Here is a 13,949-nt window from a genome sequence, read left to right as displayed (position 1 = left end):
TTCACACCACTTGAAAAAGAGTATCGCAAAAATATCACTATTTATTCTAATTGGGCTAATTATCTTTGGTTGTGACTCTACAAAAAGAGTTCCTGATGGGAAGAGACTACTCACCAAAAATGACATTTACGTTGATGACAAAAAAGACAATGGTGAAGACATTACCAATCAGTTGTATCAAAAACAAAACAGCTCTATTTTAGGATATCGTCTTCGCTTGAACCTTTATAATTTGGCAAAGCCAAAATCAGATTCGTTGTTCAAGGACAAAATGATTAAAAATCCGAAACGTTATTACCGCAAAGCCAAATGGCTTTCTAAAAAACAAGTCAAACGTTTAGGAGAATCTTTCTTATATTCAGGTCTGGACGATTTTTTGAGAAAAACAGGAGAAGCGCCAGTAGTATTAGACACCTCAAGTACCCGAAAATCAATTCGCCGATTGAAATCCTATTATTATAATCGCGGTTATTTTGATGTAACAGCCAAATATAAAATTGACAGCGTCGACCAGAAAAAAGTCAAGCTCAAATATGACATCAATACCGGAAAGCCTTATATTATTGATAGTATTAGCGCTAATATTTCGAGCAAACCTTTGGATTCCATTTACGAGTTGCGAAAAAGAAATTCATTTATCAAAACCGGTCAACGATATGAAACGAGTAATTTTAACGAAGAAAAGAAACGCATCACCGAAGACTTTAGAAACAATGGTGCTTTTCGCTTCCAACAAAATTATGTCAACTTTGATATTGATACCATCGGTAAAAAGCACAAGCCTAATGTTTATTTAAACATTGATGATGAAAGTATCAGAACAGAAGACAGTATCACTACAAAACCTTTTGAACTGTACAAAATCAGTAAAGTAAATATTTTCACTGATCACAGTCCAACCAATCCCAATGCGGCTATTCAAGATAGCGTAACCTACAACGACATCAATTTATACAGTGTCAACAAATTAAAATACCGTCCAAAAGCACTTACTGATGGTATTTTTGTAACGAAAGGCAATTATTTTTCAGATTTCAGAACCTCGGTAACTTCCAGATATTTGAGTAATCTGAAAGTGTTTAATTATCCTTTGATTCAATATGTAGAAGATCCAACGCAAAAAAACAGTTTGATTGCCAACGTATATTTGACCCCGAGAAAAAAATATACATTTGGATTTTCCACGGATTTTACACATTCCAACATTCAGGATTTTGGGATAACCGGAAATACCTTCTTAGGTATTCGTAATGTATTCAATGGTGCCGAAACGTTTGAAATTGGGTTTAGAGGCAATATTGGTTCGTCTAAAGATTTGGCCAATCCAAACAATACTTTCTTCAATATTTCCGAAATCGGAGTGGACGCCAAGTTGAATTTCCCTCGTATCTTTTTGCCTTTCAAAACAGACAAAATCATTCCGAAAACAATGATTCCTTATACCACTTTGAGTGTAGGTTATTCTAAACAAACGAATATCGGATTAGACAAACAAAACTTTACAAGTTCACTCAGCTACAATTGGACGCCTAAAAGAAACACCACATTCAAATTTGATTTAATCAACATACAGTTCGTTAAAAATTTAAATCCGTCTAACTACTTTAACATTTACAAATCTTCATACAACACGGTTAACGAAATAGCACAAAGTTATCCAACCGTAAATCCGGCGCATTTTGAAGATGGAAATCTCAGAATCGAAGACGGTGTTTTGTCGTTCTTTGATGATGTTGGTGACGGACTTGTACCGGTAACTTTAGCGGATGCCAAATCGTTATTGAGTATCGTAGAAAGGAGAGCAAGATTGATTGAGAACAACTTAATTTTTGCTTCGAATGTTACTTTTACCAAAACATCCAAAAAAGATTTATTCGACAACGAGTTTTATGCCATCAAAGCCAAAGTAGAATCTGCCGGTAATGTACTGGCATTAATCGCAAAAGCTTCGGAGCAATTAAAAAATCAAAATGGCGCCAATACCTTTTTGGACGTCGAATTTTCTCAATACATCAAAACCGAATTTGAGTACATCAAACATTGGGATTTGAGTCGAAAAAAAGTGGTGGCTGTTAAAGCTTTTGGAGGCATAGCGATTCCTTACGGAAATTCGGATGACGTTCCTTTTTCACGAAGTTACTTTGCCGGCGGGACGAATGATATCAGAGCTTGGCAATCTTATAGTTTAGGACCTGGCGCAAGTGGTAGCTTTTTAGATTTTAATGAAGCGAATATGAAACTGACTTTTAGTGCTGAATTTAGATTTAACATTTTTCAAAAATTAAACGGCGCGCTCTTTACTGATGTGGGTAATATTTGGAATGTATTGGACAATACTGAAGAAGAAGATTATATTTTTAACGGATTAAAATCACTCGAAAATATAGCGGTCGGTACCGGATTCGGATTCCGATACGACTTCAATTTCTTCATCATTCGATTGGATTTAGGATTTAAAACCTATAACCCGGCATTGGAAGAAAATGAAAGATGGTTCAGAGAAATACGTTTTAACAAATCAGTTCTAAATATTGGAATAAATTATCCTTTCTAAAATTAGAAATTATTATTTTTGTAACCTTAACTTAAAAACGACACAAAACAATGGCTCACAATATCAAACCAGGAGTTGCAACCGGAGATGAAGTACAAGCGATTTTCAACTATGCTAAAGAAAAAGGATTCGCACTTCCCGCGGTAAACGTAATAGGTTCGAGTACTATCAATGGCGTTTTAGAAACGGCCGCTAAATTAAACGCACCCGTGATTATTCAATTTTCCAATGGTGGCGCACAGTTTAATGCCGGAAAAGGATTGTCAAATGTTGGCGAAAAAGCAGCCATTGCCGGTGGAATTGCCGGAGCCAAACACATTCATACTTTAGCGGAAGCTTATGGCGCGACTGTGATTCTTCATACTGACCATTGTGCCAAAAAATTATTGCCTTGGATTGACGGTTTGCTTGATGCTTCTGAAAAACATTTCGCAGAAACCGGAAAACCATTATACTCTTCACACATGATTGATTTATCTGAAGAGCCTATCGAAGAAAACATCGAAATCTGTAAAGAATACTTAGCTCGTATGAGCAAAATGGGTATGACTTTGGAAATCGAATTAGGCATTACCGGTGGTGAAGAAGATGGTGTTGACAATTCAGATGTGGATAGCTCAAAATTATACACCCAACCTGATGAAGTAGCTTACGCTTATGAAGAGTTGATGAAAATCTCTCCTAAATTCACTATCGCTGCAGCTTTTGGAAACGTACATGGTGTTTACAAACCGGGCAACGTAAAATTGACGCCTAAAATCTTGAAAAACTCTCAAGATTATGTTCAAAATAAATTCAGCACCGGAACAAATCCGGTTGACTTTGTTTTCCATGGTGGTTCAGGTTCGACTTTGGAAGAAATCAGAGAAGCGATTTCTTATGGGGTAATCAAAATGAACATTGATACCGACTTACAATTTGCTTTCACCGAAGGCATCAGAGATTATATGACTTCAAAAATTGATTATTTAAGAACCCAAATCGGAAGTCCAGAAGGCGCTGATTCACCTAACAAAAAACACTATGATCCAAGAAAATGGATTCGTGAAGGTGAAGTAACTTTCAACACGAGATTAGAGCAAGCATTTGCTGACTTAAATAACGTAAACACATTATAATTAACAATTGATAATTGACAATTAATAATTATCAATTATCCATTATCCATTAAAATTATGGCTTGGTTTAAAAGAACAGAAAAAGGGATTACCACCGCAACAGAAGATAAGAAAGACGTTCCTAAAGGACTTTGGTACAAATCGCCTACCGGAAAAATTATTGACCAAGACGAATTGGCTAGAAATCTATGGGTAAGTCCGGAAGATGACTTCCACGTAAGAATTGGCAGTAAAGAATACTTCGAAATTTTGTTTGACAATAATGAATTCAAAGAGTTAGATGCCAAAATGACTTCTAAAGATCCTTTGAATTTTGTGGATACCAAAAAATATGCTGACCGATTAAAAGACGCTATCGACAAGACAGGATTGAAGGATGCTGTTAGAACGGGCGTCGGAAAATCAAAAGGTAAAGACTTGGTCGTTTGTTGTATGGACTTTGCCTTTATCGGAGGTTCAATGGGTGCTGTTGTAGGTGAAAAAATTGCTCGAGGTATTGATTATTCCATCAAAAACAAAATCCCTTTTGTAATGATATCTAAATCGGGTGGTGCTCGTATGATGGAAGCGGCTTATTCTTTAATGCAATTGGCCAAAACTTCCGCAAAATTAGCCCAATTGGCCGAAGCTAAAATCCCATACATTTCATTGTGTACTGATCCAACTACCGGAGGAACAACAGCTTCTTATGCGATGTTAGGCGACATCAATATCTCTGAACCTGGTGCTTTGATTGGATTTGCCGGACCAAGAGTTGTTCGTGATACAACCGGAAAAGATTTACCGGAAGGTTTTCAAACGGCTGAATTCGTTTTAGATCACGGTTTCCTTGATTTTATCGCACCAAGAAAAGAACTGAAAGACAAAATCAACTTATATATCGATTTGATTTTGAATCAGGAGATAAGATAATAACTTCTAAAGAAGTAAAAAATAAAGGCACAAAAAATATATTTTGTGCCTTTTTTATGCTTTATATTTGATTTACAGGAAACTGAAAACTGCAATTGAACTGTGAACACTCATCTATTGCCCACTTCTTATCGCTTCCACCGGATCTAATTTAGAGGCTGAAATAGCTGGTAAAATTCCGGAAATTAATCCAACCACTGCCGATAAGCCGGTTCCGATGATTATATTGTTAAAGCCCAATATGAATTCAAATTCCAGCACATTGGTCATCAGCATGGCTAAAAGCCAAACAATAAGCAAACCAATCATTCCACCAATCAAACAAAGTATAATCGCTTCAAATAAGAACTGCAATAGGATAAACTTGTTTTTGGCACCCAATGATTTCTGAATTCCGATTAAACTGGTTCGTTCTTTTACCGAAACAAACATGATATTGGCAATTCCAAATCCGCCTACCAAAAACGACAAAACACTGATTAGAATTCCACCAACCCTTACTTGCCCGATAGCACCATCAATCAAATCAGCAAATCCGGAAAGCACACTGATAAAAAAGTTGTCAATATCGCCTTGTTTTACGCCTCTAAAATTGCGTAGTTTTTGAGTAATTTCACCTTTTAACGCTTCAATATCAATATCTTTTTCCGGTTTTATGATAATAATAGCTGACACTTTTGGGTTGTTATCACCATAAATTCTTCTCAAAAAATTAGAAGGTAAAAAAGCAGATGCATCATCGCCTCCACCAACACCGATAGCGGATTCACCTTTCTTTTTGGTGACACCAATTATGGTAAATTCTTGTCCATACATACGAATCGATTTCCCAAGCGGATCAACAGCTCCAAAAAGTGACTCAGCAATATCGTGTCCTAAAACCACCACTTGTTTCCCTGAATTGGACTCTGACTCGTTGAAAAATCGTCCTGAAGAAAATTCCATTCTTTGAATATCCGTAAACTCAGAAGTAACCGGAACCATATTTACATTGTCAACTGTATTGGCTTCAAATTTTAAGGTTTGGTTTAAAGTAAAATATTGGAAACAAACGTCTTCCACATTATTCAAAGAACTTTTTAAATACTGGTATTCATCGTAACTTACTTTTGGAAATTGGTCGCGTTTCCATCTCGGAATATCAGTTGGACCAAAAGACATGCTTGTTAAATAAATGGTGTTTTTATCTAACGAACTTAAATCCGCTTTTATTTTTCGATCTAAAGAATCTACTGCTGCTAAAACCGCAATGATGGAAAATATTCCAATGGTAACGCCTAATAAGGAAAGCATCGTACGCAATTTATTGTTTCGCAAAGCATTCATGGCAAAGGCAAAACTTTCTTTTAGCAGTCTTAGGTAGAGTAACATTTATCGCTGATTTTAGTCATGGTAAATTTCAATAAAAATATTGAAAATCCCTATTGTTTTGTACACAGACTTATTTGTGTCAAAAAACAAAATATTGTTACAATTCTTGCTTGAATTTTGCCATTAAAAAAACTACTTTTGTCCCCTTAAACACAACTACACAATGAGCACACAAAAAACAATCCAATCAGCCTTAATTTCAGTCTTTTCAAAAGAGGGTTTAGAGCCAATTGTTCGAAAACTACATGAACAAAATGTAACCCTTTATTCAACGGGCGGAACCGAAGAATTCATCAACAAATTAGGAATTCCTGTGGTTCCTGTAGAAGAAATCACTTCGTTCCCTGAAATTTTGGGCGGAAGAGTAAAAACATTACATCCAAAAATTTTTGGCGGCATCTTAAATCGTCAAGACAATTCTTCGGATGTAGAACAAATGAAGGAGTTTGACATTCCTCAAATTGACTTAGTGATTGTAGATTTATACCCATTTGAAAAAACGGTAGCTTCAGGAGCAAGTGAAGCAGATATTATAGAAAAAATTGACATTGGCGGTATTTCGTTAATTCGCGCTGCCGCGAAAAATTTCAAAGACACCGTAATTGTAGCTTCGGTAAACGAATATGCTCTTTTGTTGGATTTGATATCGACTCAAAATGGCGCTACGACATTGGAACAAAGAAAAATGATGGCCTCAAAAGCATTTCATGTTTCTTCAAATTATGACAGTGCTATTTTCAATTATTTCAATACAGATGAAACGATTTTTAAAGCCAGTATTGATAACGGACAAGTATTGCGTTATGGAGAAAATCCACATCAAAAAGGATTTTTCTTTGGCGAATTTGACCAAATGTTCACCAAATTACACGGTAAAGAATTGTCATACAACAATTTACTAGATGTTGATGCTGCGGTAAACTTAATATTAGAATTCAAAGAAAACGAACCAACCTTTGCCATCTTAAAACACAATAATGCTTGCGGATTGGCCACAAGAAGTACCATAAAAGAAGCTTATTTGGCGGCGCTGGCCGGTGATCCAACTTCTGCTTTTGGCGGTGTATTGATTGCTAATCACAAAATCGATTTGGCAACAGCCAATGAAATCAACAGCTTATTCTGCGAAGTTGTAATCGCGCCAAGTTATGATGACGAAGCCATTGTCATTTTATCTGAAAAGAAAAACAGAATTCTTTTAGTGCAACATGATGTAGCATTGCCAAACCGTCAAGTGAGAACCTGTTTGAACGGTTTATTAGTACAAGACAGAAACAACATTACGGACAATAAAACACACCTAAATTACGTTACTACTACAAAGCCTAGTGAACAAGAAATCGATGATTTATTATTTGCTTCAAAAATTTGTAAAAATACCAAATCAAACACGATTGTATTTGCAAAAAACAGTACATTAGTAGCATCGGGAACCGGTCAAACTTCGCGAGTAGATGCTTTGAAACAAGCAATTGAAAAAGCAAACACTTTTGGATTTGATTTGAACGGTGCTGTAATGGCAAGTGATGCATTTTTCCCTTTTCCGGATTGTGTAGAAATTGCTCACAACGCAGGAATTACGGCGGTTATTCAACCCGGCGGTTCGATAAAAGATGAGTTGAGCATTAATTTTTGCAACGAAAATAAAGTTGCGATGGTATTTACAGGCACACGTCATTTTAAACATTAATTTGTTTAACTTTGTGCGTTAAAATTTTATATAAACGTTTAAACCCTTAAAAGACTTATGGGATTTTTTGATTTCATGACCGAGGATATAGCAATTGACCTTGGTACAGCAAACACACTGATAATTCACAATGACAAAGTTGTAATTGATAGCCCCTCAATTGTAGCTCGTGACCGAATATCAGGTAAAATCATAGCGGTTGGTAAAGAAGCCAATATGATGCAGGGTAAAACCCATGAAAACATCAAGACCATTCGTCCTTTGAAAGATGGGGTTATTGCTGATTTTGATGCATCTGAAAAAATGATCAGTATGTTCATCAAAAGCATTCCGGCTCTAAAGAAAAAAATGTTTACTCCGGCACTTCGCATGGTCGTTTGTATCCCTTCGGGTATTACCGAAGTAGAAATGCGTGCTGTAAAAGAATCGTGTGAGCGCGTAAACGGAAAAGAAGTATACTTAATCCACGAACCAATGGCCGCAGCCATTGGTATCGGTATCGATATTATGCAACCCAAAGGAAACATGATTGTTGATATTGGTGGTGGAACAACTGAAATTGCAGTTATTGCTTTAGGCGGAATAGTTTGTGACAAATCGGTTAAAATTGCCGGTGACGTTTTTACCAATGATATCGTTTACTACATGAGAACCCAACACAATTTATTCGTTGGGGAAAGCACTGCTGAGAAAATCAAAATTACTATTGGAGCGGCTACGGATGATTTAGAAACACCACCGGATGACATGTCGGTACAAGGTCGTGACTTATTGACCGGAAAACCAAAACAAGTTGAAGTATCCTATAGAGAAATCGCCAAAGCCTTAGACAAATCCATCCAACGTATCGAAGATGCAATTATGGAAACCTTATCACAAACACCACCGGAATTAGCTGCCGATATTTATAATACAGGTATTTATCTTGCTGGTGGAGGTTCGATGCTGAGAGGTTTGGACAAACGTATTTCTCAAAAAACAGATTTACCGGTTTACATTGCTGAAGATCCATTAAGAGCGGTAGTTCGCGGTACTGGAATGGCGCTTAAAAATATTCCGAAATTCAGAAGCATACTTATAAAATAGTATAGGTTGTGAAAATACCGGACACTGAATACTGAACACTGAATACTAGAAAAAGATGCAGCAAATTTTTAATTTTATACTTAAAAACAGTAATCGCTTACTGTTTTTGCTGCTTTTGGTAATATCCCTTTCTTTAACGATTCAATCGCATTCGTATCACAAAAGTAAGGTGATTAGCTCGGCTAATTTCTTTACCGGCGGAATTTATGAAAAGGTCAACAACATCGACGAATATTTTCATTTGAAATCTCAAAACGATGAATTGGCCCAAGAAAATGCCCGTTTGAAATCGCTTTTGTTTAATCAAAAAGACACCACTAAATTACCGCAAATTGACACAATCAAAGGCGTTAAGAAAACAGACATTATCGTTTCCAAAGTCATTCGCAATTCTTACAGTGTACACGAAAACTATCTGACCATCAACAACGGTTCAGCTTCCGGAATTAAACCTAACATGGGCGTGATTAACAGCGCCGGTATTATCGGAATTGTAGAAAACACCTCTAAAAACTATTCGACTATCATTAGTATTCTGAATGTCAAATCTCAAATCAATGCTAAAATCAAAAAATCGAATCACTTTGGTTCTTTAGTTTGGAACGGAAAAAGCACAGGGTTTGTTCAACTGATTGACGTCCCAAGATTGGCAGGTGTTCGCAAAGGTGATACCATTGTAACCGGTGGACAATCGATTATTTTCCCGGAAAATATTGGCATTGGCACTATCGACAATGTTTACGTTGACGACGAAACAAATTATTATACCCTAAACATCAAATTGTTTAATGATATGACCAATTTAGGCCATGTGTATATCATTAAAAACAAAGATGCAGAAGAAATTTCTACTTTAGAAAATAAAGGCAAAAAAAATGAATAGTGCGTTGTTAGGAAATATCGCTCGCTTTATCTTGTTGCTTGCAGCACAAGTTTTGATATTCAATAGAATTGACCTGTTTGGGTTTATCAATCCGTTTCCTTATGTTTTATTCATTATCCTTTTTCCTGTAAACGGAAACAAAACCGGACTTTTAATGGCGAGTTTCTTTTTGGGGATTTTGATGGATATGTTTTGTAATTCCGGCGGAGTGCATGCGGCCGCTTGTATCATGTTAGCTTATTTCAGACCGGCTATTTTTAAATTTTCCTTCGGATTGAGTTACGAATATCAAACCGTCAAACTGAACGATGTTTTAACACCTGAGCGCTTTTCATTTATATTAATAGCCGTTGTTTTGCATCACATCATATTGTTTGTATTGGAAGTGTTTAAACTAAGCTTTCTTTGGGACATTTTATTACGCACGGTTTTAAGCACTATTTTTACTCTAATCACTTGTATTATTATCATCTACATCATTAAGCCAAGTAAGCGATGAGAAAAGTTTTGTTGCCCACAATCATTTTTATTGTTGCTATTTTATTGGTAATAAGATTATTTTATCTACAAGTAATTGATGATACTTTAAAATTAAAGTCCGACAATAATGCCATAAAAAAATTATATGAATATCCCGAAAGAGGTTATATCTACGATAGAAACAATAAACTTTTAGTAGCCAACCAACCCTCTTATGACATCATGGTAATTCCAAAAGACGTCAAAGATTTAGACACCACTGAATTTTGTTCTTTACTCAATATTACCAAAGAAGATTTTATAAAAAAAATTGAGAAAGCCAAGGTATACAGTCCTCGCCTTCCGTCGGTATTTTTAGCACAGTTGAACAAAAAAGAATATGCCGCCTTTCAGGAAATGCAAAGAAAGTTTATCGGGTTTTATATTCAAAAGCGTTCTTTGAGAGATTACCAAGTAGCTTTTGGAGCCAATGTTTTTGGCTTTATCACCCAAGTAAATGAAGGTATCATTGCCAAAAATAAATACTATAATAGTGGAGATTTAATTGGAAGACAAGGTGTTGAAGAGAGTTACGAAGACATTTTACGCGGGATAAAAGGGATAAAATACATTCAAAAAGACAAATACAATCGTGACATTGGTTCCTATAAAGAAGGCCGATTTGATACGATTGCCGTACAAGGAAAAGACATTACGCTAACCCTTGATGCCGAATTGCAAAAATATGGCGAAGAATTAATGATTAACAAACGTGGCGGAATCGTGGCAATTGAACCCAGCACAGGTGAGATTTTAGCCTTAGTTACAGCACCATCTTATGATCCTGCGATTTTGGTTGGAAGACAACGTTCCAAAAATTACACCATGCTTTATCATGATTCTATTGCCAAACCATTATATGACCGCGGACTTTTAGCAGAATACACACCCGGTTCTCCATTTAAAATCTTAACAGGATTAGTAGCCTTACAAGAAGAGGTAATCGATGAGAATACCAGTTTTGTTTGTCACCATGGTTTTAGTTATGCTCCGGGAAGATTTATGAGATGCCATGATTCAGGAGTATCTGTTTTGCACAATGGAATATACAATTCGTGCAACACTTACTTTGCCAGCATTTACATGAAAACCATCAATAAATTCCAAAGCGCTCCTGCTGGTGTTGATGCTTGGAGCAAACATTTAAAAAGTTTTGGGTTAGGACAATTTATGGGTTACGACTTACCAACCGGTAAAAAAGGAAGTCTTCCCACTTCTAAAACCTATAAAAAAATGTATCCCGGCTGGGGTTGGTCTAGTAAAACTATTGTTTCCAATGCCATTGGTCAAGGAGAAGTTTTGATGACGCCAATTCAATTGGCTAATATGATTGCGACGGTGGCCAATAGAGGTTTTTATTATACACCTCATATCATCAAAAAGATTAAAGGTGGTCAAATTGATAAAAAATTCACAACAAAGCACGTAACTACCATTGATAAAAAATATTTTGAACCAATGATTAGCGGTTTATTTGATGTTTACAATCTTGGAACTGCGCATGGGTTGAACGTGGAAGGCATTGACATCTGTGGGAAAACCGGAACGGCTGAAAATTACACCAAAATAAATGGTAAAAGAGTCAAGCTTCAAGACCACTCTATTTTTGTTGCTTTTGCACCAAAAGACAATCCAAAGATTGCGATAGCTGTATTTGTAGAAAATGGCTATTGGGGTTCGCGTTGGGCTGGTCCTATCACAAGTTTGATGATTGAGAAATACATCAAAAGAAAAATTACCCGAAAAGATTTAGAGAAACGAATGTTAGAAGGAAGTCTTCAAGCGGAATACAACAAGTACATTGTTAATCCGATTATTGACACTTTAATCAATAAGAGTATTAAAGCTCCGGTAAAAGCTGCCGTTAAAGACACCAATGAAATTAAAAAGAGTACATCTCCACAATAATTTCAACCAAAAATGAAAAATCAAAGTGTAACAAATAATTTAGATTGGATAAGTATCGTCATCTATATTGTCTTAGTGATAATGGGTTGGCTGAATATTTATTCGTCTTCCTTGTCTTCTATAGAACAAGAAACTTCGATTTTTGATTTTAGTCAGATTTACGGGAAGCAGTTTTTGTTTATCCTTTTTTCGATTCCTATGATTTTCGTGGTACTTTCGGTAGATGCCAAGTTCTATGAAAAATATTCCAGTATCATTTTTGCCGTTGCCTTATTGTCCTTGGCCGGATTGTTTCTCTTTGGAAAAACCATCGCCGGACAACGTTGTTGGTATGGCATAGGAAGTTTTACACTTCAACCTTCAGAGTTTGCCAAAGCCGCTACCTCGTTGGCTTTAGCCAAATATTTGAGCGACGTACAAGTCAATTTAAAAGACTTTAATCGTCAGATACAAGCACTAATTATTATTTTTCTTCCCGTAATGCTCATCTTGCCACAACCCGATCCCGGGAGTGCTCTGATTTATACGGTTTTCATTTTAGTGCTTTATCGCGAAGGATTGCCGGCATGGTATGTTTGGACCGGTTTTATAGCCATCTTATTATTTGTTTTAGCTTTAGTCATTAAACCTTTAGCACTAATTGGAATTGCGTTGGCTGTTATCCTTTTTATTTACTATAGAAGCCGAATAATAGACCGAAATTGGATTTTGAGTGCAATCATTTTAGTAGGCGTATCCGGATATGTTTTTTCTGTAGATTATGTCTTTGAAAATGTATTCAAGCAGCACCACCGCGACCGTTTTAATATTCTCTTAGGGAAAGAAGTTGATATGAAAGGCGTTGGATATAATACTAATCAGTCCGAGATTGCTATTGGTTCCGGTGGTTGGTTTGGAAAAGGATATCTGGAAGGAACGCAAACCAAAGGAGGATTCGTACCCGAACAACACACCGATTATATCTTCACCACCGTTGGCGAAGAATGGGGATTCACCGGTTCGCTATTTGTCATTGCCTTATTTGTCATCCTGATCACACGTATCATTTATCTCGCTGAACGGCAAAAGACCAAGTTTAGTCGGGTCTATGGTTATTGTGTTGCCGGAATTTTATTTATCCATTTCTTCGTAAACATTGCTATGGTTGTTGGGGTTTTTCCAACCATCGGAGTACCATTGCCTTTCTTCTCTTATGGCGGTTCCGGTCTATGGGGATTCACTATTTTGCTTTTCATCTTCCTCAAGATGGATGCTAATAAAGTAAATGAATGGTAATTGCGGAATGGTTTTTGTAACTTTGAGATTACACTAAATAGTCCAAGTCATGAAAACAAAATTAACTTTATTATCCTTACTCTCTTTTTGCTGCAGCTTTTCATTAACTGCCCAAGTAGCCACTGATTCGGTTTACAGGCCTACAGACTCCATTGCTTTAAAACAAGTTGAATTGGTGAAGGCCAAAGAGCAAGCCGCTGCAACTTTATCCCCTGAACAAGCAGCCGCCATTAAGAAAGCAGCTTTAGCAAAAGAAAAAGAGGCTGAAAAAATGAAAAAAGCAGCTGAAAAACAAGCCAAAGCTTTAGACAAAGAGCAAAGAAAACTGGAGAAAGAGCAAAAACAATTCGCCAAAGAACAAAAGAAAATTGCTTCAGGAGAAAAATCTTTAATCAAAACAAAAGAAAAAATTAATAAAGAGACAAAGAATCTCGAAAAACTAAAAGCCAAGCTAGAGAAAAGTAAACGAAAAGGGAAAATTTCTGAGATTGATATCGAAAAAGAAAACATCAAAATCAGTAAAAAATTAATCAAAATTCAAGAGTTACAGGATGACCTTGATAAAACAGAAAAGAAAGTAAATAAACTCAGAAACTAAAAAAAGCCTCCAAATTGGAGGCTTTTTTATTATAT

General features: G+C 36.2%; 11 protein-coding genes. 10 read left to right on the top strand and 1 reads right to left on the bottom strand.

Annotated elements, in window-relative coordinates; genetic code table 11:
* Positions 1 to 10 precede the first annotated feature (10 nt).
* The 3 genes from C8C84_RS05795 to accD are packed head-to-tail and all read left to right on the top strand — an operon-like array spanning position 11 to position 4,584.
* Positions 11 to 2,554: a BamA/TamA family outer membrane protein gene (locus C8C84_RS05795; RefSeq protein WP_121312636.1), complete on the top strand. Its 2,544-nt coding sequence runs from the start codon at positions 11 to 13 to the stop codon at positions 2,552 to 2,554.
* Between the two features lie 50 nt (positions 2,555 to 2,604).
* Entirely contained in the window at positions 2,605 to 3,672 is a 1,068-nt protein-coding gene (gene fbaA, locus C8C84_RS05790; protein WP_121312635.1) for a class II fructose-bisphosphate aldolase, read from the top strand.
* A gap of 57 nt (positions 3,673 to 3,729) precedes the next feature.
* Entirely contained in the window at positions 3,730 to 4,584 is an 855-nt protein-coding gene (gene accD, locus C8C84_RS05785) for an acetyl-CoA carboxylase, carboxyltransferase subunit beta (protein ID WP_121312634.1), read from the top strand.
* 114 nt (positions 4,585 to 4,698) lie between these two features.
* On the opposite strand, the gene C8C84_RS05780 is transcribed toward accD, so the two are convergent.
* Positions 4,699 to 5,955, bottom strand: a complete 1,257-nt coding sequence (locus C8C84_RS05780; protein WP_121312633.1) for an ABC transporter permease — start codon at positions 5,953 to 5,955, stop codon at positions 4,699 to 4,701.
* A 163-nt stretch (positions 5,956 to 6,118) separates the two neighbouring features.
* Between C8C84_RS05780 and purH the strand changes: the two genes are divergently transcribed.
* From purH to C8C84_RS05745, 7 genes are read left to right on the top strand one after another with little or no spacing between them, the layout of a single operon-like run.
* Complete coding sequence (gene purH, locus C8C84_RS05775) at positions 6,119 to 7,645, top strand: bifunctional phosphoribosylaminoimidazolecarboxamide formyltransferase/IMP cyclohydrolase (RefSeq protein ID WP_121312632.1); 1,527 nt, start codon at positions 6,119 to 6,121, stop codon at positions 7,643 to 7,645.
* Between the two features lie 57 nt (positions 7,646 to 7,702).
* Positions 7,703 to 8,731: a rod shape-determining protein gene (locus tag C8C84_RS05770; RefSeq protein ID WP_121312631.1), complete on the top strand. Its 1,029-nt coding sequence runs from the start codon at positions 7,703 to 7,705 to the stop codon at positions 8,729 to 8,731.
* A 55-nt stretch (positions 8,732 to 8,786) separates the two neighbouring features.
* Entirely contained in the window at positions 8,787 to 9,614 is an 828-nt protein-coding gene (gene mreC, locus C8C84_RS05765) for a rod shape-determining protein MreC (protein WP_121312630.1), read from the top strand.
* Positions 9,607 to 10,113 (top strand): rod shape-determining protein MreD, encoded by a 507-nt coding sequence (locus C8C84_RS05760; protein WP_121312629.1) that lies wholly within the window; start codon positions 9,607 to 9,609, stop codon positions 10,111 to 10,113. The genes mreC and C8C84_RS05760 overlap by 8 nt, the downstream gene beginning before the upstream one ends.
* Positions 10,110 to 12,041 carry a penicillin-binding protein 2 gene (gene mrdA / locus C8C84_RS05755; RefSeq protein ID WP_121312628.1) on the top strand — a complete coding sequence of 644 codons (1,932 nt, stop codon included), beginning with the start codon at positions 10,110 to 10,112 and terminating at the stop codon, positions 12,039 to 12,041. Before C8C84_RS05760 ends, mrdA begins: the two co-directional genes overlap by 4 nt.
* A gap of 12 nt (positions 12,042 to 12,053) precedes the next feature.
* Positions 12,054 to 13,316: a rod shape-determining protein RodA gene (gene rodA / locus C8C84_RS05750; protein ID WP_121312627.1), complete on the top strand. Its 1,263-nt coding sequence runs from the start codon at positions 12,054 to 12,056 to the stop codon at positions 13,314 to 13,316.
* A 49-nt stretch (positions 13,317 to 13,365) separates the two neighbouring features.
* Positions 13,366 to 13,914, top strand: coding sequence for a hypothetical protein (locus C8C84_RS05745; RefSeq protein WP_121312626.1), 549 nt, complete (start codon positions 13,366 to 13,368; stop codon positions 13,912 to 13,914).
* Positions 13,915 to 13,949: the final 35 nt, after the last annotated feature.

It is taken from the genome of Flavobacterium sp. 102, from assembly GCF_003634615.1.
Classification (GTDB): domain Bacteria; phylum Bacteroidota; class Bacteroidia; order Flavobacteriales; family Flavobacteriaceae; genus Flavobacterium.
The sequence above is the reverse complement of the archived record's forward strand: the minus strand, read 5'-3'. Positions and strand labels throughout refer to the sequence as shown.

Bases quoted from the DNA above. Each gene is read 5' to 3' on its own strand.
- accD (WP_121312634.1), top strand. From the start codon at position 3,730: ATGGCTTGGTTTAAAAGAACAGAAAAAGGGATTACCACCGCAACAGAA.
- C8C84_RS05745 (WP_121312626.1), top strand. From the start codon at position 13,366: ATGAAAACAAAATTAACTTTATTATCCTTACTCTCTTTTTGCTGCAGC.
- C8C84_RS05770 (WP_121312631.1), top strand. From the start codon at position 7,703: ATGGGATTTTTTGATTTCATGACCGAGGATATAGCAATTGACCTTGGT.
- mrdA (WP_121312628.1), top strand. From the start codon at position 10,110: ATGAGAAAAGTTTTGTTGCCCACAATCATTTTTATTGTTGCTATTTTA.
- fbaA (WP_121312635.1), top strand. From the start codon at position 2,605: ATGGCTCACAATATCAAACCAGGAGTTGCAACCGGAGATGAAGTACAA.
- C8C84_RS05760 (WP_121312629.1), top strand. From the start codon at position 9,607: ATGAATAGTGCGTTGTTAGGAAATATCGCTCGCTTTATCTTGTTGCTT.
- C8C84_RS05780 (WP_121312633.1), bottom strand. From the start codon at position 5,955: ATGTTACTCTACCTAAGACTGCTAAAAGAAAGTTTTGCCTTTGCCATG.
- purH (WP_121312632.1), top strand. From the start codon at position 6,119: ATGAGCACACAAAAAACAATCCAATCAGCCTTAATTTCAGTCTTTTCA.
- mreC (WP_121312630.1), top strand. From the start codon at position 8,787: ATGCAGCAAATTTTTAATTTTATACTTAAAAACAGTAATCGCTTACTG.
- rodA (WP_121312627.1), top strand. From the start codon at position 12,054: ATGAAAAATCAAAGTGTAACAAATAATTTAGATTGGATAAGTATCGTC.